Origin of the sequence: Solibacillus palustris, from assembly GCF_022549215.1 — a bacterium.
Classification (GTDB): Bacteria; Bacillota; Bacilli; order Bacillales_A; family Planococcaceae; genus Solibacillus; species Solibacillus daqui.
The window spans coordinates 88,461-111,745 of sequence record NZ_JAKZFC010000006.1; the positions used below are offsets into that span (position 1 = coordinate 88,461).

General features: G+C 34.6%; 22 protein-coding genes, 1 pseudogene and 1 other annotated feature. Of the genes and pseudogenes, 16 read left to right on the top strand and 7 right to left on the bottom strand.

Annotation, left to right across the window (positions count from 1 at the left end; genetic code table 11):
* Positions 1 to 59: 59 nt before the first annotated feature.
* Positions 60 to 488 carry a hypothetical protein gene (locus tag LZ480_RS14715; RefSeq protein ID WP_241370301.1) on the bottom strand — a complete coding sequence of 143 codons (429 nt, stop codon included), beginning with the start codon at positions 486 to 488 and terminating at the stop codon, positions 60 to 62.
* A gap of 128 nt (positions 489 to 616) precedes the next feature.
* Between LZ480_RS14715 and LZ480_RS14720 the strand changes: the two are divergent.
* The 4 genes and pseudogenes from LZ480_RS14720 to LZ480_RS14735 all read left to right on the top strand — a co-directional run bounded on the left by LZ480_RS14720 (position 617) and on the right by LZ480_RS14735 (position 3,421).
* Positions 617 to 1,423: pseudogene (locus LZ480_RS14720) on the top strand (class I SAM-dependent methyltransferase).
* Positions 1,424 to 1,633: 210 nt separating this feature from the next.
* On the top strand, positions 1,634 to 1,996 hold the full coding sequence (locus LZ480_RS14725) for a hypothetical protein (protein ID WP_241370302.1): 363 nt from the start codon (positions 1,634 to 1,636) through the stop codon (positions 1,994 to 1,996).
* Between the two features lie 104 nt (positions 1,997 to 2,100).
* Positions 2,101 to 2,727, top strand: coding sequence for a GNAT family N-acetyltransferase (locus tag LZ480_RS14730; protein ID WP_241370303.1), 627 nt, complete (start codon positions 2,101 to 2,103; stop codon positions 2,725 to 2,727).
* 229 nt (positions 2,728 to 2,956) lie between these two features.
* On the top strand, positions 2,957 to 3,421 hold the full coding sequence (locus LZ480_RS14735) for a VanZ family protein (protein WP_241370304.1): 465 nt from the start codon (positions 2,957 to 2,959) through the stop codon (positions 3,419 to 3,421).
* Positions 3,422 to 4,091: 670 nt separating this feature from the next.
* Here LZ480_RS14735 and LZ480_RS14740 read toward each other — a convergent pair.
* A complete protein-coding gene (locus tag LZ480_RS14740; RefSeq protein WP_241370305.1) occupies positions 4,092 to 4,628 on the bottom strand; it encodes a carbamoyl-phosphate synthase small subunit in 537 nt (178 codons plus the stop codon).
* 142 nt (positions 4,629 to 4,770) lie between these two features.
* Here LZ480_RS14740 and LZ480_RS14745 point away from each other — a divergent pair, with 142 nt between their 5' ends.
* From LZ480_RS14745 to LZ480_RS14755, 3 genes are all read left to right on the top strand, one after another.
* Positions 4,771 to 5,109 carry a hypothetical protein gene (locus LZ480_RS14745; protein WP_241370306.1) on the top strand — a complete coding sequence of 113 codons (339 nt, stop codon included), beginning with the start codon at positions 4,771 to 4,773 and terminating at the stop codon, positions 5,107 to 5,109.
* 666 nt (positions 5,110 to 5,775) lie between these two features.
* The gene (locus tag LZ480_RS14750) at positions 5,776 to 6,312 is read left to right on the top strand and encodes a D-glycero-alpha-D-manno-heptose-1,7-bisphosphate 7-phosphatase (RefSeq protein ID WP_241370307.1); all 537 of its coding nucleotides are present in this window, start codon (positions 5,776 to 5,778) and stop codon (positions 6,310 to 6,312) included.
* A 1,198-nt stretch (positions 6,313 to 7,510) separates the two neighbouring features.
* Positions 7,511 to 7,743: a binding site (T-box leader), on the top strand.
* An 85-nt stretch (positions 7,744 to 7,828) separates the two neighbouring features.
* Entirely contained in the window at positions 7,829 to 9,190 is a 1,362-nt protein-coding gene (locus tag LZ480_RS14755) for a sodium-dependent transporter (protein ID WP_241370439.1), read from the top strand.
* 262 nt (positions 9,191 to 9,452) lie between these two features.
* On the opposite strand, the gene LZ480_RS14760 is transcribed toward LZ480_RS14755, so the two are convergent.
* The 3 genes from LZ480_RS14760 to LZ480_RS14770 all read right to left on the bottom strand — a co-directional run bounded on the left by LZ480_RS14760 (position 9,453) and on the right by LZ480_RS14770 (position 11,440).
* Positions 9,453 to 9,914 carry a nucleoside deaminase gene (locus LZ480_RS14760; protein WP_241370308.1) on the bottom strand — a complete coding sequence of 154 codons (462 nt, stop codon included), beginning with the start codon at positions 9,912 to 9,914 and terminating at the stop codon, positions 9,453 to 9,455.
* A 257-nt stretch (positions 9,915 to 10,171) separates the two neighbouring features.
* Complete coding sequence (locus LZ480_RS14765; protein ID WP_241370309.1) at positions 10,172 to 10,798, bottom strand: FMN-dependent NADH-azoreductase; 627 nt, start codon at positions 10,796 to 10,798, stop codon at positions 10,172 to 10,174.
* Between the two features lie 57 nt (positions 10,799 to 10,855).
* Positions 10,856 to 11,440, bottom strand: coding sequence for a DUF3238 domain-containing protein (locus LZ480_RS14770; protein WP_241370310.1), 585 nt, complete (start codon positions 11,438 to 11,440; stop codon positions 10,856 to 10,858).
* A 148-nt stretch (positions 11,441 to 11,588) separates the two neighbouring features.
* Between LZ480_RS14770 and LZ480_RS14775 the strand changes: the two genes are divergently transcribed.
* From LZ480_RS14775 to LZ480_RS19940, 4 genes are all read left to right on the top strand, one after another.
* Complete coding sequence (locus LZ480_RS14775) at positions 11,589 to 12,062, top strand: MarR family winged helix-turn-helix transcriptional regulator (RefSeq protein ID WP_241370311.1); 474 nt, start codon at positions 11,589 to 11,591, stop codon at positions 12,060 to 12,062.
* 322 nt (positions 12,063 to 12,384) lie between these two features.
* The gene (locus LZ480_RS14780; RefSeq protein ID WP_241370312.1) at positions 12,385 to 12,648 is read left to right on the top strand and encodes an SRPBCC family protein; all 264 of its coding nucleotides are present in this window, start codon (positions 12,385 to 12,387) and stop codon (positions 12,646 to 12,648) included.
* A gap of 382 nt (positions 12,649 to 13,030) precedes the next feature.
* Entirely contained in the window at positions 13,031 to 14,101 is a 1,071-nt protein-coding gene (locus LZ480_RS14785) for a nucleotide kinase (protein WP_241370313.1), read from the top strand.
* A 414-nt stretch (positions 14,102 to 14,515) separates the two neighbouring features.
* Positions 14,516 to 14,647, top strand: a complete 132-nt coding sequence (locus LZ480_RS19940) for a hypothetical protein (RefSeq protein ID WP_255731472.1) — start codon at positions 14,516 to 14,518, stop codon at positions 14,645 to 14,647.
* Between the two features lie 269 nt (positions 14,648 to 14,916).
* On the opposite strand, the gene LZ480_RS14790 is transcribed toward LZ480_RS19940, so the two are convergent.
* On the bottom strand, positions 14,917 to 16,119 hold the full coding sequence (locus LZ480_RS14790; protein WP_241370314.1) for an ROK family transcriptional regulator: 1,203 nt from the start codon (positions 16,117 to 16,119) through the stop codon (positions 14,917 to 14,919).
* Between the two features lie 24 nt (positions 16,120 to 16,143).
* Positions 16,144 to 17,898, bottom strand: a complete 1,755-nt coding sequence (locus LZ480_RS14795; protein WP_241370315.1) for a glycoside hydrolase family 35 protein — start codon at positions 17,896 to 17,898, stop codon at positions 16,144 to 16,146.
* A 299-nt stretch (positions 17,899 to 18,197) separates the two neighbouring features.
* Here LZ480_RS14795 and LZ480_RS14800 point away from each other — a divergent pair, with 299 nt between their 5' ends.
* Genes LZ480_RS14800 through dgoD form a run of 5 tightly spaced genes read left to right on the top strand, consistent with a single transcriptional unit; the run spans position 18,198 to position 22,630 of the window.
* Entirely contained in the window at positions 18,198 to 18,980 is a 783-nt protein-coding gene (locus LZ480_RS14800; RefSeq protein WP_241370316.1) for an SDR family NAD(P)-dependent oxidoreductase, read from the top strand.
* 11 nt (positions 18,981 to 18,991) lie between these two features.
* Positions 18,992 to 19,951 (top strand): sugar kinase, encoded by a 960-nt coding sequence (locus tag LZ480_RS14805; protein ID WP_241370317.1) that lies wholly within the window; start codon positions 18,992 to 18,994, stop codon positions 19,949 to 19,951.
* 11 nt (positions 19,952 to 19,962) lie between these two features.
* Positions 19,963 to 20,601 carry a bifunctional 4-hydroxy-2-oxoglutarate aldolase/2-dehydro-3-deoxy-phosphogluconate aldolase gene (locus LZ480_RS14810; RefSeq protein WP_241370318.1) on the top strand — a complete coding sequence of 213 codons (639 nt, stop codon included), beginning with the start codon at positions 19,963 to 19,965 and terminating at the stop codon, positions 20,599 to 20,601.
* 5 nt (positions 20,602 to 20,606) lie between these two features.
* Positions 20,607 to 21,482: an SMP-30/gluconolactonase/LRE family protein gene (locus LZ480_RS14815; protein ID WP_241370319.1), complete on the top strand. Its 876-nt coding sequence runs from the start codon at positions 20,607 to 20,609 to the stop codon at positions 21,480 to 21,482.
* Positions 21,479 to 22,630, top strand: coding sequence for a galactonate dehydratase (gene dgoD, locus LZ480_RS14820; protein WP_241370320.1), 1,152 nt, complete (start codon positions 21,479 to 21,481; stop codon positions 22,628 to 22,630). Before LZ480_RS14815 ends, dgoD begins: the two co-directional genes overlap by 4 nt.
* Positions 22,631 to 23,285 lie beyond the last annotated feature (655 nt).

A 23,285-nucleotide genomic window follows, 5' to 3' on the forward strand; every position in this document is an offset into this window, starting at 1 on the left:
TAATGGAGAAATATTTTTCAATAATTTTCCATTAGGGTGGGGATTAAATAACGATAAAACTAATCTTTTTCAACTGAATATCTAACTTGTTTAAAGGTTACTATGTCTCCATTTTCAGTTTCATCTTTAGTTTGCATAAGTTGAACTTTTGGCATGTAGTCCGTCCTATGAGCATCCTTGATACCCTTAATGTCAAGTTTGTAGGATTCATCATTTTTTATTTTTTGTTCAAATACTTTTTTATTGGCAACAAAAATAAAGGTCACTTTATTTTCATCAATTCCCTGAGTCATAAATTCTAATTGATTATCTTTTGTTGTAATCGTTGGTGTTAATAATTCAATACTTCCGTTTCCAGTTTCTTGTATAGTAGCAATTTCAATAGCGGCTATATCACTTGAATCTAAAGAATCCTCTACTATATCTGAACATCCAGATAACGTGATACCAGCAATTAGAATAATACTTAATCCAATGATCTTTTTCATAAGAACATCCCCTCAAAAAAATTTGATTTCATCAGTCGTCAGAAGGGGAATGAATTGTCATACCCAACCCGTTCACGTACAACATAGATATAAACTGTTAACTACTGGTTATTATACCATAATATAGGTTGTCTTGTTTTAGCGTTATTTCAGAATCCTTGCAAGATGGGTATGTGACGCCGGTACATATTGTTGATTTTGGTTGTGGATATGGGTATTTAGGACTCAAATTATTGCCTATACTACCGAAATGTTCCAAATATACAGGGATAGATAAAGGACAACAACTTATTAATAAGGCGATAGAATATTTTCATGGTCTTCCGTATGAATCCGAATTCTTTGTAGCAGATACCAATGAGATTAAATTAGAGGGTAAGTACGACATTGCTGTTTGCCATGCTTTTTTATTACACATGATTGAACCCCAAAAAATGCTTGAAAGAATGGTAAATTCTATTGTTAACAATGGAAAAATAATTTGTTTTGAACCACATTGGATTTCAGGTATGTCATCATACGAACTTGGAGGGTATGAACAATCACAAATTGTTCCACTTGGTATTCTGCAGAAATTATTCGAAGAGTGTACAAATGATTGAAATATTGGAGCAAAAGTACCTAAATACCTATCTGAATTGGGCGTGAAGAACATTGAGTGCAGAGTCAGTGATAAAGTTAACTTCCTCTATTCAGATAAGAATCAACAAGATAAGAAAAAATTGTTTAATTCGCTTAAAGAAGATGGAGTAGGTGGAGAACCTATAAATAAAGATCAGTTTATTGAAAGTTTGACCAAACGAGGAGTTACATTTAAGGAAGCACAGGAACAATTTGAAGCTGAACTACTGTTTTCACAAGTTTTTAACATGGATTCCTCTTTAATATACGCACCCAGCATGAAAATTACTTTTGGAGATATAAAAAAGTGTTAATTAATCTCAACACCTTTAGTTCTTCTTCAACTAACGGGGCAGTTTAGTTCAAGAAGGAGTAACTTCAAAATTATAGGGATTTACAACGCTAAGTTAAGAAATGTGACCAAACGACGCTTTGGTAACCTCTTTGGACATTTTATATCAATATTCATTGGAATCTAAGATAATAGAGGTATATATTAAGTTAAAAATGAAGGAGATGTTAATATGCCTTATGTCCACGAGTTTGGAATAGTTGATTGTATAGAAAAAAATAAAGAATATATTTATTATGAACCCGAAAAATATGATTGCATAATTATGGATGGCGACCTTATTGACGAACTATCTACTAAGGAATTTGGTAAAAAAATAGATACCCTAAAAACATTCGCACACAATACAAATAGACCTTATAACAATCTCTCTTACTTTGGAATAACATTGATACCACCGAGTTCTCACGCACACTTTTTAAATATTGTGCGTGAAGCAAACGACGACTACAAATCAGAACAACTTGAAAATTTGATAAAAAAAATTGATGAGGCAATAAAAGAAAATAAATGGATGATTCATTTTGGTGTATAACTCTGCTAATCAATACTCATTGTGCAGCATACACCTATTATTCAATGTTCCCAAATGACACTTAGGAAATCATGTAAATCTATTTATGTATAAAGGAGACTATTATGCAAATTCAAAAGTACACACCACAATACGAAGATAGTTGGTTACGTTGTCGTTTACTAGCTTACTTTTATACATCTTTATATGAAGATGTGGAAACATCAAAGCCTACTTTCTATGAACGCCCGTCGATTGAATTAATCGCAATTGAAGATGGAATTGTTGTTGGATTGATTGATATGGTGCTTGATACAGAGGAGTTAAAAACATCTTTTCTAGGAGATGGCCTAGGTGCGTTTTTAAAAACGATTGCCGTTCATCCAGATTATCAGTCAAAAGGAATTGGACTTAAACTTTACGAAGCTGCTTTAAAAGAGTTAGAAAATACGCCGATTGAATTTATTGAATTGTATACACGTGGAGATGAACAAGCGAATAATTTTTATAAAAAAATAGGCTTTGAATTATTAGTAGAGTCATATGATGTATTTGGAATCGAGAAAGGTTTAAGGGACACAATTTCCATTGGGATAGAAAGTAATAGGATTAAGGCATTTCATGAAAACGGTGAGCCTTGTAATTTTGTAATAGTTGATGGTGTCTATGAAGTATACGATTTAGAAGCATTAGAAAAAATAGAATATGAACGCTATTATCCTTCACGAGGATACTTCAAAAAAATAAAATAATTTAATAGGTTATACATTGTCATACAAAATAACGTTCCCAAATCAAAGTTAGGGAATCACCCCCATTCAATTGAGAGGGGGTGATTTTGGCTGCTTATGAACAGTATGTCCCAAAACCACGCATTGGGAACGTAATTAAAGGAATCATCAAGCTATATATTGAAATAATAAAGTTAGACAAATTGCGGTAACGAGCTAATCAAATCTTTAATTTAGGTGGTTTTTAGGTATGAATAATAAAATTTGGAAGATTCTTTTTTCTATATACATATTATTAGTGCTAAATTTTATAGTGATTAAGTTCAATGGAGACCTACAAGATGTTATCAATACTATACAATCGAATATGGAGCGTAGAAACCAAGGGGAATCAGGTGCAAATTTAGTTCCTTTTAGAACAATTGAAGCGTATATAAGTGATTTGAGTTTTGGTATATCTTTTAGGAATATTTTAGGTAATATAATTCCCTTTATACCAATGGGATTTTTAATACCAATGGCTTTTCCCTTTCAAAGAAATATAATTAAAACGATGATTTCTTGCTTTTTACTCATACTCAGTGTAGAAATCCTCCAACTAATTTTGTTTTTAGGCAGTTTTGATATAGATGACATTATTCTAAACCTACTAAGTTGTTTTATAGGATTTATACTTTTTAATGCGTATAAGAATATCTTTAGAGTAGTTTCTTGAATTTAGTTAATCTTATTATAAGGCTCTTGTTAGGTGTATAGGACTGTATAATATTTATTAAAAACGTTCCCAAATGAAAGTTTTGGCACGAAATAAAACACTTAAAACGTTGTCATACCAATGTATTAAGTGTTTTTCTGTATTTCGTTCATATACACCTTTTTATGCACTATTGTTGGAACTATGATACAACAAAGCTTTCAACGCTGTTCAAAAGAAATTGCACTGGGTCATATTTTGAATAAAATCTTGCATATACAGGGTATTCCTTAACGTTATAAATCAACCTTTTCTTATAACATAGCCTTTTTCTTTATTAAACTAACGGGGGCTTTACTTGAAGATCATTGAGTTGCATATGCAGCTCTTTTTTTATTATTGAACTAAAGGTGCAGGTTAGTTCAATAGCGTTGCTTAACTTGTGTTCAACAATCGAGCCAGATTGTGGAGTAACACCTTTTTAGGAAAAGAAAGTACAAAAAAGAGAAAATAAATTAAACCGCTTTAGCGGTCAGTGAGGAAACAAAGTGCGGTTGGCGGACCTTTTAGTATGTCTTTAGACATGAGCCAGTAATCCAGCGTTTCACGCGTAGAGCAAACCACCAGTTCGACTGGTGGTTTTTGATTTCCTACCAAAAATACAAGTACAAAGACATCTCCTATTTGTATTTTATTCGTATGGTTTATCATAATCCTGAACTTTAAGTTCTTTAAGAAAATCAATAAAATTCAATTTTTGTATATACATTTCTCTATAATTTGTTTTTGTTTTAAGAAAATCATTTTTCACAATTTCAATAATATAGGGTTTCATACGAGTTTCCTCAATATAACGATAATTTTCGGTAAGTTCCATTAGAAAGAAGACAATATAATTAAATGATGCAGGAAATTCTTTTTCAATTTCTTCCTGGTATTCAATTAAAGTTTTAATATATTTATATAACTCACTTTGTTTGGTAAAACGGAAACTGCATCCTGTATTCCAATAGCCAAGCCAAATAGTAAATATGCCAACAGAATACCGTCTCAATTCTTTATCAGGATCACCGAAATAGAAATGATATGGGTAATGAGGAAATGTCACTCCCCCATCAAAACCTAATATTCGAAAGCCGCTGTTCAATACTTTATTTACTTCCATAATAATTATACTTTTTTCTTCTAATGTAAGTTCTTTTTGAAACTTATTATCTTCTGTCATCATAATGCCCCCCTATACTTTTTATTTTACCAAGATATTGGTAGATATTTTAAGGTTTTCACTTAAACTAACGGAGCAGGTTAGTTTAATAAGAATCTTCTATTCCTTGATATAGAATTAACATTAAAAGGGGGAAATTAAAAAGGTGAATACTAATGAACTAAGAAAATGGGCAGAGAATCACTCCATTGAAAGTAATACAATCAAAGGCTTTTGGGAAATGTTTAATAACTATAAAGAGGAACAAAAAGAGGAATTTCTTGAAGTTTTCGGTGCGGATTTGGATAAAAGGCAATTGATAATTAAGATGAATCGACTTGGACTTTTTATTGATGCTTGGAATAAAGATGCTTTTATGCAGTACGGTTTTGATTACGTTACTTCATACATTCCAATCATCTATAAAGATAATCAAATTGGAGAATACAAAATGCTTTTTAACCTAGATGGTATATGTTTTGATGATTATTTTATAATTTTTTAGACAGTTCCTTATTCAACTAACGGGGGCTTTAGTGCAATAACGATTTATAGCGTATACAAAACAAACATAAATAACGTTCCCAAACAAAAGTTTTGGAATACACAAAAAGCTAAGAAATGCTGTGAAACCAACATTTCTTGGCTTTTCCTTTAATATAGTTTATACAGTTTATTATGTAAAGGTATAGAAACATACCTACAATAAGCTTTTCAAGATTTTGTAGAAAACGCTGCAGGTGTGTTATCTGAATAAAAACCTGTATAAATAGAAAATTTATTAACGCCTTAAAACTACATTTTTTAATTGTGCCTAATTCTGCAATAGGGCCTTATTGATATGGACAAAAATGCAACTGTTCATAAAATTATTTGGAGTAGGAGTAATTTTTTTCTTAGACCAAAAATACAATTGAAAGGTTAGCAGATATTAGAATTATAATAATTCTTCTATTTGTATGGTTAGTTGCACTTATTGAAACAATTGTCGTTGAAGTAAAATTAATGTTTTTTTACAAAAAAGATATAAGAAAATGAAAGAAAGGTTTTAAATTTTTTTTTAGCTGATGGATTTCATTGTGGAAATTATTGGACATATGAAATAAGACTGCTTAAAGCCGATAATTTTTAACATAATAAAAGTAATGTTAAAAATTAAAGGTGTGATTGGATGAAAAGGGCAGTTTTTTTAGATCGAGATGGAGTAATAAATGAAGTGCTAACTGATCGAGTGAAATTTGTAAACGAACCGAAACAATTTTATTTTTTACCTGGTGTAGAAGAAGCAATCAAAAGTTTAAATGAGTATTTTGATTATGTGTTTGTCGTAACAAATCAAGGTGGAATTGGATTAGGTTATATGAAGGAAAAGCAGTTACATAAAATTCATGAATATATGGTGGCTGAACTGGAGAAAAAAGGAGCAACGATTCATGAGGTTGCCTATTGTCCGCATAAACCAAAGGCTGGGTGTGAATGTAGAAAACCAAATAGCAAAATGATTTTAGATTTAGGAGAAAAATACAAAATTAATCTTGAAAAATCATATATGGTTGGAGATACTGATACGGATATTCAGGCAGGTAAAAAAGCAGGTACAAGAACCGTTTTTATTGGTGAGAGTGATCCATCAGCAAATGCAGTGTGTCCAAATTTAAAAGAGGCAGTACAATGGATTATTCGCGATATTAAAAATGATAAGAAATAACCCACAGTGGAAAATTATCCATTATGGGTGTATTTATCTCAACGCATTGTGAGGTGGTCACGGGTTAGACCTAATATAATGAATGAAAGAAGAACGGATTCCAAACGGTGGAATCCGTTCTTTTTCATTGGTTTTTATTAATGGACAAAAGTTAATTTGGTTGGAGTTTTATTGAACTAACGATGAGCTTAGTTTAATAATCTTTTCCAGTTCTGTTCAACAATCGGGCGCTTTCCTTGAATAAGGATTAGTGCTCATTTTTGATTAAAGGGCCAGTTTGTTGAGGCAAGTAAAAGCATATTTTTGTAATACAAATCAAGTTGTGAAGGATTAAACTTATATTCGTATTGGTATTTAGTCTAGTTTCAGTATAAAAAACGCTAACCGAAATGATTAGCGTTTTATACATGATGGAAGGGAACACGCTGGTGGAGGAATCCTGTGTTTACTGTATTAGATTCAAAAGAACGATCTCTAATTATGAAAGTCCGGACGTTTTTAAGGTAAGATGGAAAGATAAGTTTACAAAGGTCAGGTGCAGTTTTTTAATATGGAGTTGGAGTCGGGGGAGAGCAGTGGAAAGAATCAATTTCTCTTAAAGCTATTGAATATTGATTCCATCTTCCGCCGAAAAACCTATAGCCATAAACCCTTTCGTGCCCAACAGTCGTCAAAAAGAACCAAAAATTGTCTCCGTTTCTAAGCCACATATACGTGAAACGAAATATACAATTTTCAAGTCCCCTAGGATTCTGGCCATAGAAAGGCATTTGTTCCATATTTCGCATAAGTTAAGTTTTCCTCCTTTTGAAATTAGACTTATAACCAGTTTATTCTCAAGTTAAAAGCTTGGGGTGGATGTATGCCCAAAATAGTTTTTATGTAAGAGGATAGCAGCCACTGCTGAATCGACATTCGCAATTCCTTGTTAAGGAATCGTTTAGAAGACAATTACTCCAATGGGATGTTGTCTACTTTTTTGAAATGGATTAACTTACGGGGCAGGTTACTTCAAAAAGTGGGCATTGTGTTTTCGTAACATTTTTTGGGGATATATGACATACTTTCCTAACGGGAGAAATATGTCTTTAAAGTTAGAAAAAATACTAAAACGTCGGCACTAATAGTTAAACCCCTGAAAAAACTCTTGACCGTAATGTATTCTCATACTATAATTTCGTTTAATATTCTAAATAGCAAATGAGCGATGACAAGAACATATTAAGCCTGGTCTCCCTGTTGACAGAGAATCAGTGGTTGGTGGAAACTGATACATAGATTTTGGTGAATTTCATTCTTAGAGCTTTTTTTATACTTCATCATACAGAAGGAAGTATAAAAACGGATTAAACCGTTATTTTACCAAGTAAAGTGGGAAACCAGATTTGTTTCCAATTAGGGTGGTACCGCGTGAACAGCCACGTCCCTATCGTTAAAGATAGAGACGTGGTTTTTTTGTCTTTTTCTTAGTTTTCTAAAGGAATATTCATAATATATATAGATTGGATTGGTAAGTATTAAAGCATCAGAGCAATGGTCATCTAAGATTGGTTTTATTTTATCAGCAGCAGGATCAGCTATAGGCGTAGGCGCAATTTGGAAGCTGCCCTATGTAACTGGTATAAGTGGTGGGGGAGCATTTTTTCTACTGTTTATCCTATTTTCATTATTCATAGGTTTTCCGCTGTTATTAGCAGAGTTTGTCATTGGTAGAAGCACGGGAAAGGAAGCGGTAAGTGCATATCGTACTTTAGCTCCAAATACTAATTGGCATTGGATCGGCAAGTTAGGGGTATTTACATGTTTCCTTCTATTGTCTTTTTATAGTGTAATTGGTGGCTGGATTGTTATCTATTTTGCAAAAGGTTTGTTAGGTGGAATTATTAGTGAAGGCGCAGATTATGCATCTGTCTTTAACGACACGATTGGAAATCCCATGTTAGTTATCGGAGCTCAATTTGCATTCTTAGCCTTCACAGCTGTAGTTGTAGCAAAAGGGATTCAAAATGGAATTGAAAAAGTAAGTAAAATTTTGATGCCCGCTCTATTTATCCTATTTTTTGTACTTATCATTCGTTCACTTACACTTGATAATGCTATGGAAGGTGTGAAATTCTTCTTAGCACCTGATTTCGCAAGTATCACATCTCAAAGTATTTTGTATGCAATGGGACAGGCTTTCTTCTCCCTAAGTGTCGGTGTATCAGTAATGGTTACTTATAGTTCGTATCTTTCAAAAAAAGAAAGTTTAATTCAACCAGCTATTTCAATCGTTTCAATGAACTTATTCATCGCTTTATTAGCAGGTTTAGCAATCTTCCCAGCTGTATTTTCATTAGGTTTAGAACCTGCTGAAGGACCTGGCTTACTGTTTGTTGTATTGCCTGCTGTGTTTGATCAAATCATCTTTGGAGAAGCTTTTTTATTAGGATTTTTAGCTTTATTTTTATTTGCCACATTAACCTCGGCATTTTCTATGTTAGAAATTATTGTAGCTTCTTTAGTGAAAGGAAAAGAAGAGAAGAGAACAAAGTATGCATATATTATCGGTGTTTTAATATTCGCAGTTGGAGTTCCATCTGCATTATCATATAGTGTTCTTGATGATATTACCATCTTCTCAAAGAACATATTTGATTCCGCAGACTATTTAGTTAGTAATATATTAATGCCACTTGGCGTATTTTTAATCTCTATTTTCGTACCACTTAAGATTGAGAAAAGTAAATTGCGTGAAGAAGTATTACAGCACTCTAGTTTGGGTGCGACTGCATTTAACATTTGGTTCTTTATCATGAGATATATTATTCCATTAGTAATTATCATCGTATTCCTTGATATAACTGGAATACTAGATAAAATTATTTCTATCTTTTAAATAAAAAAACTATTTAAAGAAACCCAACAAAAAGTGCTGAAGCTAGCAGAAATTCTGCTAAACTTCAGCACTTTTTGTATTTCGGGCTTACGGTAGAATATGTTTTTTTGTTGCTGTTATTGAATAATGGGTACTGTTTAGTTTAATAAAAAAGGGAGTCTTTAAGTCTCACTTAACACTTACTTTGACAAGCGAACAAAGATATCCATGATATTCAGAAATACATAAATACCATGAATAAATAGTGAAGTAACTTATAGAATTAGTGGGTAAATGTATATCCTTCGAATACTTTTAGCCCTTCATTATTTAAAATTTGTTCAACTAAGACCGGTTTATTTGGACTTTTTTCGATAACTTCTTTACATGAAATCATTATATTACTGCCTGCAATTTCTGCTAGTTGATCGTGAGAAACACTGTAAACGATTTTCCCTAAATTAGACCATACCATAGCCCCTGTACACATTACGCAAGGTTCACAGCTAGTGAATAAGGTATATTCACTAAGATCAAAAACATTGTTCTCAGAGCAATAATTGCGTATAAGTCCAATTTCAGCATGGTGTGTAGGATCACAATTACTATTTATTTTATTTTCACCATACATTACAATTTCGTTATTTTTTACTAAGATAGCTCCGAATGGTTCATTACCATCTTCTCTAGATTTTAAAGCTAATTTAATGGCTATTTCCATAAATTGTTCATCTTTATGTGTCATAAATAAAACCTCCAACTGTAACCATTATAACGGAAACTTACAAAGTTTGAATCTGCGTATGCTATGTAGTTTGATTATAATTTGTAATAGAAGATAATTTGCTAATTTTATGGGGTTTCGGTTCAATAAGATGAGCATGAAAAGCACGATTTAATTAAGTTCTAACTATATATTAGCGAGATATGCGAATAAAAAAGCAGTACCATCGCAATAAAAGCGCTGGCACTGCCATATTCAATTGAAGTGTGTTTTATTAATTAGAATGCACTTGCTACTTTAACAGCCTTTTCAAGTCCTGCGGCAATAATTTCTTCTGTTTTATCTGGGAATTGATTGTGACCTTCAATGACTACTTTCTCTATATCTTTTACACCGAAGAAACCCATCATACTTGTTACATATTTAACAGCCATCTCTAGTTCAGCTTTTGGTCCTTCAGAATATACACCGCCGCTAGCATTTAATATTACAATTTTCTTATTTTCAATAAGACCTACCGGGCCTTCTGGTGTATATTTAAATGTTTTGCCTGCGCGGTTTAAATAATCGATATATGTGTGTAGTACAGCAGGAATTGTTAAGTTCCATAATGGGAAACCAAACACGACTTTATCAGCTGTAAGGAATTGGTCTAAATATTTATCAGCAACTGCTACTGTTTTTGCTTCTTCTGCTGTTAGATCAAGTCCTCTACTAGCCTTAAATGTACCGGTAATCATATCTACTCCTACATATGGCAATTCTTCATTGTATAGATCAAGTTCTACCACTGTATCATTTGGATGAGATTCTTTATAGCTTGCTAAAAAAGCCTCATATAATTTCACACTCACCGATTGGTCTGCGGGGCGATTGTTTGCTTTTACAAATAAAACTGTTGTCATTTTCTTTTTCTCCTGTTGTTTATTCTTATGTTGTGATATTTTGATTTCTTATTGTCTTTACACTAGCTCTTTAAAACTATATTCCATATCTCCACTTAGAGCTACAGCTGTATCACCAGTTTCTCTGAAATCATGTGTATGAATCATTTCAAACGGTCCAAAGTCGACTTGCTTATAAAATTCATAACAAGGGAATCCATCATGTTCACCGTGAATATCGACAGTACCATCATTCTTAACATGGACAATTAATAGATAATCGACAGGAGGTGCATATTCATTTAATGGGTTGCTAGCACTAGCGCTCATATGAAATTTGACGTCATCCTCTCCCCATACAACATCAGTGCATAAAATACGTTTTGTACTAGCTTTTCCTGTTCTTTTATGAACGGAACCATCAGAAGTTGTGATTTTTTCTGTTGTAATGCCAGTATTTGCATATGTGAATATTTCCTTTTTATTAAAATCAACAACTACTTCTTGTTCAATTCTAGAACGCATAGCATTGACAGCATATGGTGTAAATTCACGTGAGTCACCTTCGAATTGAATTACGTCCTCTGTTTGAGCATCTTTCTTAGGTTCAGTCCAAGACATTGGAATAAATACACTTGCTCTAACTTTAACGATATTAGTCATTAGAACCTCCAAAAAATATTAAATTTGTTTCAGTGAATGCTACTACTTTTATTTTCGGATTATAGTCAATTTGATTGACTACTTTACGTATAGTACAATGAATTTATTATATAGTCAACTAAATTGACTATATGCAACGGAGGTATACATGAATATTAAAGAAGTTAATGAGTTGGATCTTATATCACTTTTGTCTTTATCTTTAAGTACATCAATTAATGAACTACATGACAGATTGAGAGAATTGGGATTTGACGATATTAGACCTGTACATGGTTATATGTTTAAATGCATCACGCCCAATGGAGCAACAGGGATAGAAATAGCCGAATATTTAGGAATTACAAAGCAAGCTGTGAGTAATATGGTTGATTATCTTGAGAAAAGTGGTTATGTAATACGCAAACCGCATCCCATTGATAAGAGAGGGAAAATCATTGTTTTGACTGAACGTGGATGGTTAGTAGTAAAAGCAAAAGAAAAGATATTAAATGAGATTGAGACACGTTGGATGGAATACATCGGCACTGAACGGATTCAAATGTTAAAAGAAGATTTATTGGAATTTATTTATAAAGAAAATGAATGTAAATCATCATTGAGAATTAGACCCATCTGGTAAAATGAATTTTATAAGATAGATTTTTAAGCGAGTTTATATTCGTACTAACCAGTGCAGCATTCTTGAAATTATTTAAATTAGCGACAGTGTTTGTTAAGAATTGTACTTAAAGTAACGGGAGAGTTATTTTAAGTACAACTTTATCCTAATTTCAACTATCGTTGGGTCATGAAAAGTTTGGCATGATCAGGAAATAATTAGAGCAACTATTTGCTAGGAAAAGCCATGCAATTCAATTATAAAAAGCACATATGCGCGTTAACTTCATGGGAATAAAAGTTAATAAATAATAACTACTGCTAATAATTGGAGGTGCAAAACATTGCTAATTACAAGTCAGACGGAGATTCAAGCCCCTATTGAGGTAGTATTCTCTTACTTAGAAGATAATGATAAACAAAAACAATGGATGACAGGATTAGAAGGAACTGAGTATTTAACGAAGTTTGATAGTAGTAATCCAGTTGGTGTTATGTTTAAACAGATACTAAGGGAAGGGAATCGTATTCAAGAGTATGAAGGACAAGTTACTGAGTACAATAAAAATAATAAATTAAGTATTCAAATGAATCATCCTTCTTTTTAATCAATGTTTCATATAACCTTCAAGATGTTAGTCCTAATTCCACTATTCTTTCAATTACAGAAGAAGTGACAGCTAAAACTGTTTCAGGAAATATATTAAGTATCCTTTTTCGTGTATTTATGAAAAAAGGTTTAGAAAAACAAATGAAGGCACTGAAACAATGCGCTGAAAAACCAGTGTAATGTTTTTAGCATGTTCACTTAAAGCAAAGAGAGCTTTAGGTGAAGTTTTAAAAAAGAGAAAAACCGTTTCCATTAAACCTATTAGCACCCATCTGTTGCCGCATCTACGCCACACACTTTGAAGCGGTGGCATGGTACGGTACCTTTTTTAGGTTCTTAACATAAAAATAAGTATAATAAGGTGATGGAAGGATGACGTTTTGAGTGGTATAATTACCCATTTCTTTGGGCAGGCAATGACTGGGCAGGGTATAAAAAATGTATATAGGGAAGTTATGAATGAAGCGAAAACAGTGTATCTTCTTAAAGGTGCACATGGGTTTAAAATTTCTGAGCTACTCCAAAAACTAGGCACCTACTATCATGATCAAGGTGCAGAAATCGAATATTTTCATGACCCTTTGTTTGAACAGTCTATTGAAGCGACATTTGTAAAAGCACCTTTTGAAATTTTATTTCTTGCTGCAACAAATCCAGCGATTGAACCATTAATTATTGATGATCGGGATCATGTCGTTTCTCTATATGATTGTTTGGATGAACAAAAGGTTTCTTCAAACTTATCGATGCATTCCATAACCGAATTAAAGCAAGTATATTATGATAAATGTTTTGACGCACTTTCGAAAGCCATTCACATTCATGATGATTGGGAAGTAGAGACAAGGAAAAATATGAATTGGAATGGATTAAATCAACAGTATGCTGATTTAAAAAAGCAGCTTTTTGGAGAAAACCAATTAGAGAAGTCCGCAAAGTTAACACATCGCCTGCTTGGAACATTAACACCAGCAGGGGCTCGTGATACAGTTCAAAGCATCACACAAAATCTTGAAAAACGATTGTTCATCAAGGGCTATCCAGGTACAGGAAAGTCTTCTATGATGAAAAAATTGGCGAACGACGCTTTGCAGCGAGGATACGATGTACAGCTTGTATGGTGTGGATTAGACTCCAATTCAATTGATATGGTGATTTTGCCTGAATTAAAGTTCTGTATATTTGATAGCACAGAGCCACATGTTTATTTTCCGGAAAAAAGCCGTTCTGGCGATGAGATTTTTGATATCGCCAAGCATTGCCACCCAACAGAAGCAGAAGAAAATAATATTAAAGAAATTGTTGCTAAATATAAAGCTTCAATAGCTGAGGCAACACGTTTCGCAAAGTTATTTGCCGAGGAAGAAAGAAAAGTTCGGGAAGCGATTGATGCTTCACTAGATATAGAGGAATTTAATAAACAAACAGCGAAATTATTTCAAACTTTGTAAGGTTTAAAAAAATTAAACAATCTTAGTTAAAAAACGGGCGTTGTGAAAGTAATTAATTTGTCACGAAAATAATAAAATAAAAGGAAACACCTTCAGCGGGATACTCTGTCGAAGGTGTTTCCTTTTATTAATCGAAAACATTTTACAAGGATGTGACTTTGATTTTACCTGCCTCCATCATTCTCCCAACGATCAATGTCCAAGTCATTGGTTGTTTCTTCAGCATTCGTTAGGCGACAAGTTCTTGCCACAATAAGCTGCCAAATTTTAATATTCATCATCCTTTTTTTAATCATTCATATCTATTTTATGCAATGTATATAAATTAATTGAATGGATGGGATATACGTTATTAACTCCCTAACATAAGGGGATTATAAAAATACGATTATATCTAAAGGAGCGTAACCCTCTATGAGAAGAGAACATAAAGGTTTTACAACTGAAATTAAACGACAACTAGTCAAGCGAGATGAGCACGGAAAGTCACGCGCTTTTGATATGAAGAAAGCGCAGCGACAGTCACAATGCGCAAAGTCGCAATAATTATGGCACACGAAAAATCAAAAAAGAGCTGGCGAAACAAGAACAAACTGTATCAAGGCGCAGCATGGGACGAATCTGATTTGTGGATTTGGGCAGGCCAGCTTTCGGAAGGAACTGTCCGTGTAGCACAAGAAGAGGTGTTCGAATAGTTGCATGAAAGGGAAATTTACACCCGACGCAACAGCTCGAAAAATGGATGTTTAGGAAGGGGCTGGCCTTTTCCTAAACATCCAAGTGAGGATTTATCATAGTTTTTACTCAAATATTTATCATTCGTAGGTGAGTTCATCCTCAGCAACATCATCAAAGACATGGGAAAGTACAATGGCAATGGCTCCTTTTAATGTAGCATCATGGCCCCATCTAGAAATTTCAACATGACTATTTTTGGCTTTCCCAGTTAGCCCTTTTTCTTGAATGATTTGCTTTACGATCGGTAGTAAGTATTGTGAGGCATCCATCACTCTTCCGCCTAATACAATGCGTTCGGGATTGAACAAATGAATGAGATTAATGAGCCCAATACCAATCGCATGTCCAATTTCATGAAAGATTTTAATGGCCTCCTCATTTCCAGAGCAGGCGAGCTGAAATACCGTGTCTCCTGTAATTTGGTCATTGAACCGTTCAAAATGAATGGAGGGGATTCGTGCCTTTGCTTTAGAAACAATTATTTTTCCGGAAGTTAACGTTTGTAAACAACCACGATTCCCACAGTCACATATATCGCCATTCATATCAATCGTCATATGACCAATTTCCCCGGCTAAGTAATCTTTGCCATAAAAAAGCTTCCCATCAACAATGATCCCAGCGCCGACACCACGTCCGATATTAAGGGTAACTAATGATAGAGGAGCGTTAGTTTTGTCAAACCATACCTCGCCCATTGCCATAGCTCTTGCATCATTTTCTACATAGATCGGTATTTGAAAATGCTCAGATAGCCTTTCTTTAATCGAGATGTTTGTTAATCCTAAATTGGGGGCAAATATGGCCTCCCCTTCGAGAGGATTTACCACACCATGCATAGCGATTCCGATACCTAAAATGTCCTGATTAGTTTTTAGAAATGATGAGATAGTATTGATGCTTGTCGTAAGAGCTTCAATAAACAATTCGTTAGTATTGACACCTTTTAGAGAGCAGTGGGAACGATACAAAATTTCCCCATTTAAGTTCGACAAACTAGCTTGAATATTTTGCGAACCGGCATCTACGCCTACTACAAAATACTTATTATCCGTTAGCATGAGCATTTTCGGTTTACGTCCACCACTAGAAGTACCATAATCTGTCTCTTCTACAATGCCTAATGCTATTAATTCTTTTACATTGCTACTTACTGTTGGAGGAGTGATTTTGGTTTCTTTGGCAATTTGAGCTCTAGATATAGGTGCGTTTGTTCTGATTTTATTAATAATAATGGATCGATTCACTGATTTCATCCATTCAAATGTACCTAGTCTCAAAATATTTCCCCCTCCTACTATTTATTATCCAAGGCGATGAACATCTGTAAATTGCACAGTTTGTAATTTTTCAGCGTCTAGCTCAAATACAATCACTTCATTTATTCCTTTACGCAAAATGCTACTTGGTACATAATACGTTTCTTGCGGACCAACAGACCAATAGCGACCTATATTAAACCCGTTGATAAAGATAACGCCTTTTTTACCTGAAGGCACCTCAATAAAAGTATCGGCTGCTTCACTAAGTGTCAAAGTACCTTTATAAAAAGTAGGTTCATTTTTGCGAACCGGCTGTAGCGGATTGAATGAAAGCTGCTCTATATTTGTTAGTGGTAACGTATATATTTCCCAATCGAAAATAAACTGACCTTTAAAGCGAACCCCTTTAACAATGCCTTTTGGATCAAACATTTTTTCGCCGTAATTTACCCGTCCTAAATTTTCTACTAATATATCTAATTGTACATCATTCTCTCCTACATGAATATCGATTTCTTGCTGATCCCAACGAGCAATGATGCCTTTGAATTCTTGGTTAATAAAAATATGTGCACGGTCTGCCACATTGTCTATACGAATCGATCCAGCACCCATATTTTTTGGCAAAATCGTTCGATATAAAATAAAGCCGTAATCCTGATTTGCCTTTTCCATTGTTAATGGCTGTGGGCTTAGGATTGGGGAACTAAGTTGATTTAAGGCATCAAATAGTTGCGTGCTTTGAGAAAGTTGTACCGTACCATAAGCCATTTTTTTCGAGTTTTCAGGTACTGGCCCAGCATCTATACCTGTATATTCTTCAATGACATTTTTTAATTTCAAATATTTTTCGGTTATATCTCCTGCTTCAGTAAGTGGGGCATCATAGTCATAGCTTGTAATTGTTGGATTGTATTTTTCGCCGCAATTTGCGCCATTGTAAAATCCAAAATTAGTCCCACCATGGAACATATAAAAGTTCACAGAAGCGCCGTTATATAACATTTCTTTAAAGATATCTACGGCTTCATCTACATTGCGTGTATGGTGGCCACTATTCCAATGATCAAACCAACCATTCCAATATTCCATGACGATATGTGGTACCGCACCAGCATGTTTTTCTAATATCTCAAAAGATTCTGTTGGGCGTGACCCGAAGTTGACAGTTGGTAAAACATCTTGAACCGTACCGCCAGTAAGCATCCAATCTGTAGGTCCATCACTTGTAAACAGTAGTACATCTACGTTTCTTTGTTGAAGTGCATCTTTTAAGTAATTTAAATATCGTTTATCGTTGCCGAAACTACCGTATTCATTTTCGATTTGTACAGCAATAATTGGCCCTCCATTAGTAGATAGGAAAGGAACTAATTTAGGGATTAATACATCATAATAGGCATCTATTTTTTCTACAAACTTCTTATCATACGTTCGAATATTAATGTTGTGATCTTTTAATAACCAATAAGGTAAGCCGCCAAATTCCCATTCTGCACAAATATAAGGGCTAGGTCGAGCAATGACATAAAGACCTAATGAATGAGCAATTTCAAAAAACTTTTCTACATTTGCTAAACCCTCAAAATTATAGACACCTTCTTCAGGTTCATGCAAATTCCATGGTAAATAGGTTTCTACAGTATTAAATCCACAAGCCTTTAATTTTGTTAAGTAATCAACCCAATCCTCAGGTATTGATCGGAAGTAATGAATCGCACCAGAGATCAATTGTATTGGCTGTTCATTTAATAATAGTTGTTTTCCTTTGTAAGATAATAATTTTTTTGAATTCATCATTTTCGCTCCTTAATCTTTAATAGCTACCGTTGCAATATTAGAAATAAACTGTCTGCTTGCAACGGAAAATATAATCATTTCTACCATTGAATAAGTTATAAATTGATATTCGTAAATAAATTTAATTAATTAACTTTATTTAAATAGAATGTAGCAAATTAAAAAATAGTAGTCAATGATTATACGGAATTTTTAGAATATTTTTAATCGGTGTAATATTATGTTTGAATGTTTAATACGGTTATAGTATATTCTTTATAAAATTAATTTATTAAGTTAGTAGTGAGGTGTTTTTTATGGATATAAGAGATCAAGTAGTTATCGTGACAGGTTCAGGGCAAGGAATTGGCAGAGGCATAGCATGGGAATATGCGAAAAGGGAAGCGATTGTTATTATTGCAGAACTGCAGGAGCAGTTAGGTATGGCGCTTGAGCATGAACTATTGAGCGCTGGATACAGAGCGAAGTTTATACAAACAGATGTAACGAATGTAACTCAAATCGAGCTGTTAGTAGCGCAAGTCATTGAAGAGTTCGGGAAAATAGATACACTGGTGAACAATGCAGGCATTACCATATTTAAATCAATATTTGATTGCACAATAGAAGACTGGGATAAAATGATGAACACGGATTTAAGAAGTGTGTTCTTATTATCGAAAGCAGTCGGTAAAGAAATGGTGAAAAGAAAGAAAGGGGCAATCATCAATATTGCTTCGAATCATGTATTAGCTACTTTACCAAATACAGAGATGTATGCTGCCGCAAAATCAGGTGTCATTGGTTTCACGAAAAGTCTGGCATTAAGCTTAGGGGATAAGGGGATAAGGGTAAATGCGATTTCCCCAGGATTTATGGATACACATCATCATAGAACTTGGCTTACACAATTTGAACAACCAGATGTTGTTCAAGCACATATTAATGGATTGCATGCAACAAGAAGGATTGGTAATCCAGAGGAAGTAGGCAATATGTGTGTCTATTTATCTTCTTCAATGGCAAAGCAAATGACGGGTGCAAATATCGTCTTAGATGGTGGATTAAGCACTAGATTGTATACTTCACAATACGAATAGGGGAGAACGGTTTGGAGGTCATTACATTAGGGGAGACAATGGCGGTTTTTACCGCTAGTCAAAGAGGTAAAATGCGTTATGCCTCTAGCTATAAAAGAAGCTTTGCTGGAGCAGAGTCCAACGTAGCGATAGCTTTATCTAATTTGAATGTTCAAGTGTCATGGATTAGTCAGTTGGGAGAGGATGAATTAGGGCATGCCATATATGCATTTATGAAAGGGCATTCCGTCGATATATCAAATGTTAAATTTACGACGAAAGCCCCGACTGGCCTCATGCTGAAGGAAAAACGAAATGTAGAGATGACAAACGTTTACTATTACAGACAAAACTCTGCTTTTGCCCATATTCATAAGACACAAATTGATGAGTCATTGTTTATACAAGCGAAAATTTTGCATATAACGGGAATTACGCCATTGTTGAGTGAAAGTGCATTTGAAACCTGTATGGAATGTATACGATTAGCCAAGAAACACCAGATGCGCATATTTTTTGATCCAAATATTCGTATGAAATTAATATCAAGTGGCGACCAAATAGCAAAATTAAAAGAATTAGTCATGCATTGTGATTTTTTTATGCCAAATGTGCATGAAGCGCAATTTTTATTCAATATTACATCAACTGACCCGAAAGTTATTCTCGATAAATTGGCTAGTGAAATAAAGGCGACAATTATTTTAAAAGACGGCATTAGAGGTACTTATTTTTTCAGTCCAGAAGAGAGTGGATTTGTCGAAGCGTTTGAAGTAGAAGAGGTGGATGCGATAGGAGCAGGCGATGCCTTTGCCGCTGGTATGATTTACAGCACGTTGCATAACGGTAGTTTGAGAAACAGTGTATTGAAAGGAAATGCAATGGGCGCAATGGCTGTTATGGCTGAGGGGGATATCGAAAATTTACCGACAATAGATGAACTCGACAGATTTCTAAAGCGAATTACTGGAAATGATACTGTCTTTCGATGAGGAGTGCAAAGATGAACACGTTAGAGCATTTAAAAAAGTATCCTATTGTCGCTATTTTGCGGCGTTTACCACAAGAGAATTGTTTGAAAGCTGTCCAAGCGCTATATGAGGGTGGCATAAGGAGTGTTGAAATTACAGCTGATTCAGAAGATATTGTATCAACAATTGGTGAAATTAAAATGCGTTACCCATCAATGAAAGTTGGTGCAGGGACAGTGCTATCAATGGACATGGCAGAGCAATTGCTTAATTGTCACGTTGATTTTATGCTATCTCCTGTTGTAAATAAAGAGGTAATTCAAAAAGTTGTTTTGAATGATTGTATTATGATACCGGGTGCGTTTACCCCTACTGAGGTGTTGGAAGCGTTTGAGGCAGGCGCACAAATCATTAAAGTATTTCCTGCGCATTTACTAGGTAGTAAATTTATAAAGGATATATCAGGGCCATTACCTTTTATTCCATGTGCACCAACTGGTGGTATAGATTCCTCAAATATTTTAGAATACCTTGAAGCTGGTGCATATTGTTTAGGTGTATCAAGTGCGTTCCCCATAAATGGAGAAACAATAGGTGATTTTGAGTATCAAGAAATTGTCAAAAAAGCGCTGGAAATTACGTTAATTGTAACGAAGTTTCAAGAGGGGTAAAAACAATGGAAGCGAAATTAAAAATTAAATTACAGCAAACTCTAGGGGAAGGTCCGCTTTGGGATGAGAAAGGTCAAAAAGTATATTGGACTGATATTTTAAATGGTTGTTTGTATCGTTTCAACCTCACAGGAGATGCAATCGAAAAGCGTATTTTGCCATTTCATATTGGTAGTTTTGCATTTTACGAGCAAGAAGAGCGTATGCTACTAGCCACAAGTAAAGGCTTGTTTCACTATTCTTTTGATGACGATCAATATGAACATCTATGTGAATATTTCCAACTTCCTTCTCAAATGAGATGTAATGACGGGAAAGTAGATTATGATGGAGATTTTTGGTTTGGAACAATGCAATATAATCCTGTAGAGCCACAAGGTTCAATTTTCCGCTATACAAAAACAGGTCAGCTCATTGAGGAGGCACGAGGCTTTATTATTCCAAATGGTATTTCCTGGTTCAACGACACGATGTACATCGTAGATAGCGGCAAAAGGGAATTGTATGCAGTGCAGAGGAAAAATAATGGATATGATTGGGATAATAAAGAAGTTATTTTTTGTTCGCCAGAGGGGATGACACCTGATGGCATAACAATTGATTCGGATGGGGATATATGGATAGCAATTTGGGGCGGTGGCAAAGTAATCCGGTTTAATCCACAACGTCGAGAAATTGTAAGTGAAATTATTGTCCCAGCACCGTATGTTACAAGTTGTTCATTTACAGGTGAATTTTTGGATACGCTTTGGATTACTACGGCCAAAAGTGATTTATCAGAAGAGCAGCTGCAAAAATACCCATTATCCGGAAGTGTCTTTGTTGTTAAAACAAATTCAAAGGGAGCAAAAAGTTCATTGTATAGAGGAGAAGCGAAATGAAAATTACCCGTTTTGAATTATTTCAAGTCCCACCACGATGGCTATTTTTGAAAATTGAAACAGATGAAGGCTATGTAGGATGGGGAGAGCCGGTTATTGAAGGGAAGGCCCATACGGTAAAGGCAGCCGTTGAAGAATTAATGAGCCAGTTAATTGGCAAAAACCCTCTTCATATTGAGGATCATTGGAATATGATGTATAGGAGTGGCTTTTACCGAGGAGGTCCTATTCTAATGAGTGCAATTGCCGGTATTGATCAGGCACTTTGGGATATTAAAGGGCATTTTCATAATGCAAGCATCCATGAGTTAATGGGAGGGGCATGTCGCTCTAAAATAAAAACGTACAGCTGGATAGGTGGAGATCGTCCACAGGATTTGGTAGATGAAGCTAAAAAAGTGATGGACTTAGGGTTCACAGCAGTTAAAATGAATGCCACAGAAGAATTGCAAATAGTCGATTCATTTAAAAAGGTCGATGAGGTGGTCGAGCGCATTGGATTACTTCGAGATACATTTAAATATGACTTAGATATCGGTTTAGATTTCCATGGAAGGGTTCATAAACCGATGGCAAAGGTATTAATAAAAGAATTAGAGCAGTTTAACTTATTATTTATAGAAGAGCCTGTTCTTGCTGAAAATTTAGAAGCATTAAAAGATATTACGAAGAATAGTTCGACGCCAATTGCAACCGGTGAAAGGATGTTCTCAAGATGGGACTTTAAACAAGTACTACAAGAAGGTTTTGTCGATATCATCCAGCCGGATTTATCGCATGCAGGAGGCATTACAGAAACGAAAAAAATAGCATCGATGGCAGAAGCATATGATGTTGCTTTAGCTCCACATTGTCCGCTTGGTCCGATTGCATTGGCTAGTTGTTTACAAGTAGATGCTACTTGCTATAATGCGTTTATACAGGAGCAAAGTTTAGGGATTCATTATAATCGTGAAGGTCAGGATCTATTAGATTATTTAAAAAATCCCCAAGTGTTTCATTATGAAGCCGGCTTTATTACTATTCCTGATGGACCGGGTTTAGGTATTGAAATGAATGAGGCTTATATAAGGGAAATGGCACAACAAGGACATGATTGGAAGAACCCAATTTGGCGTCATAAAGATGGCTCTATTGCAGAGTGGTAAATGCTCTTTAAGATTCTTGGAAATAATGAGTTAATTACCCATAATGAGTGTTTTTAAATACAAATTTTAGGATAAAGTGCATGCAGGTAATATATTTCGTTTTGCTACGCTACGGGGGACGCTTTTCTGGGGGCGTGGCTTCAACTAACTATATGCTTGCCACTACGGCGGCAAGCATATAGTGGATTTTCCGCGCACGCTTGATCCCCTAGAAGTCGCCCCCTTCACTTCGCGCCACTCTACTATAAAACTAAAGTTGGTTTTTATTACAAAACTTTTGAATGAAGTGTACAGAATTGAACTATGTAATTTGAAATAAAGTCTACTTCATCTAAAAATGCTTTTATTTACAGAGCTAAATTTTAATTAAAGAGAAAATGTTGTAAAAAACGTACTATTTTATTCATCACCGCCGCCTCGCGATAGCGCAAGCGGCAGTATTTTGCGCTCTTAACTATATAGAAAAAGTAACTTTTTAGTTTGGCGGGCCTTGCATGCGGCATTAGTGAAAGTGGTAGAGACATGTACGACATGGCTCTAACGCGGTCATGCCGTAGCCCGCCAAAAATAAGTAACACTTTCTTAATCCGTTTTTTGGAAGTGAATTTGCTCATTATGAATTTATTATAAATAAAAAGAGGTTGGTACAAAACCA

Coding starts and splice junctions, on each gene's coding strand:
- LZ480_RS14715 (WP_241370301.1), bottom strand. CDS start 488: ATGAAAAAGATCATTGGATTAAGTATTATTCTAATTGCTGGTATCACG.
- LZ480_RS14770 (WP_241370310.1), bottom strand. CDS start 11,440: ATGACTAATATCGTTAAAGTTAGAGCAAGTGTATTTATTCCAATGTCT.
- LZ480_RS14735 (WP_241370304.1), top strand. CDS start 2,957: ATGAATAATAAAATTTGGAAGATTCTTTTTTCTATATACATATTATTA.
- LZ480_RS14725 (WP_241370302.1), top strand. CDS start 1,634: ATGCCTTATGTCCACGAGTTTGGAATAGTTGATTGTATAGAAAAAAAT.
- LZ480_RS14810 (WP_241370318.1), top strand. CDS start 19,963: ATGAACACGTTAGAGCATTTAAAAAAGTATCCTATTGTCGCTATTTTG.
- LZ480_RS14730 (WP_241370303.1), top strand. CDS start 2,101: ATGCAAATTCAAAAGTACACACCACAATACGAAGATAGTTGGTTACGT.
- LZ480_RS14750 (WP_241370307.1), top strand. CDS start 5,776: ATGAAAAGGGCAGTTTTTTTAGATCGAGATGGAGTAATAAATGAAGTG.
- LZ480_RS19940 (WP_255731472.1), top strand. CDS start 14,516: ATGAGAAGAGAACATAAAGGTTTTACAACTGAAATTAAACGACAACTA.
- LZ480_RS14740 (WP_241370305.1), bottom strand. CDS start 4,628: ATGATGACAGAAGATAATAAGTTTCAAAAAGAACTTACATTAGAAGAA.
- LZ480_RS14760 (WP_241370308.1), bottom strand. CDS start 9,914: ATGACACATAAAGATGAACAATTTATGGAAATAGCCATTAAATTAGCT.
- LZ480_RS14795 (WP_241370315.1), bottom strand. CDS start 17,898: ATGAATTCAAAAAAATTATTATCTTACAAAGGAAAACAACTATTATTA.
- LZ480_RS14800 (WP_241370316.1), top strand. CDS start 18,198: ATGGATATAAGAGATCAAGTAGTTATCGTGACAGGTTCAGGGCAAGGA.
- dgoD (WP_241370320.1), top strand. CDS start 21,479: ATGAAAATTACCCGTTTTGAATTATTTCAAGTCCCACCACGATGGCTA.
- LZ480_RS14775 (WP_241370311.1), top strand. CDS start 11,589: ATGAATATTAAAGAAGTTAATGAGTTGGATCTTATATCACTTTTGTCT.
- LZ480_RS14765 (WP_241370309.1), bottom strand. CDS start 10,798: ATGACAACAGTTTTATTTGTAAAAGCAAACAATCGCCCCGCAGACCAA.
- LZ480_RS14815 (WP_241370319.1), top strand. CDS start 20,607: ATGGAAGCGAAATTAAAAATTAAATTACAGCAAACTCTAGGGGAAGGT.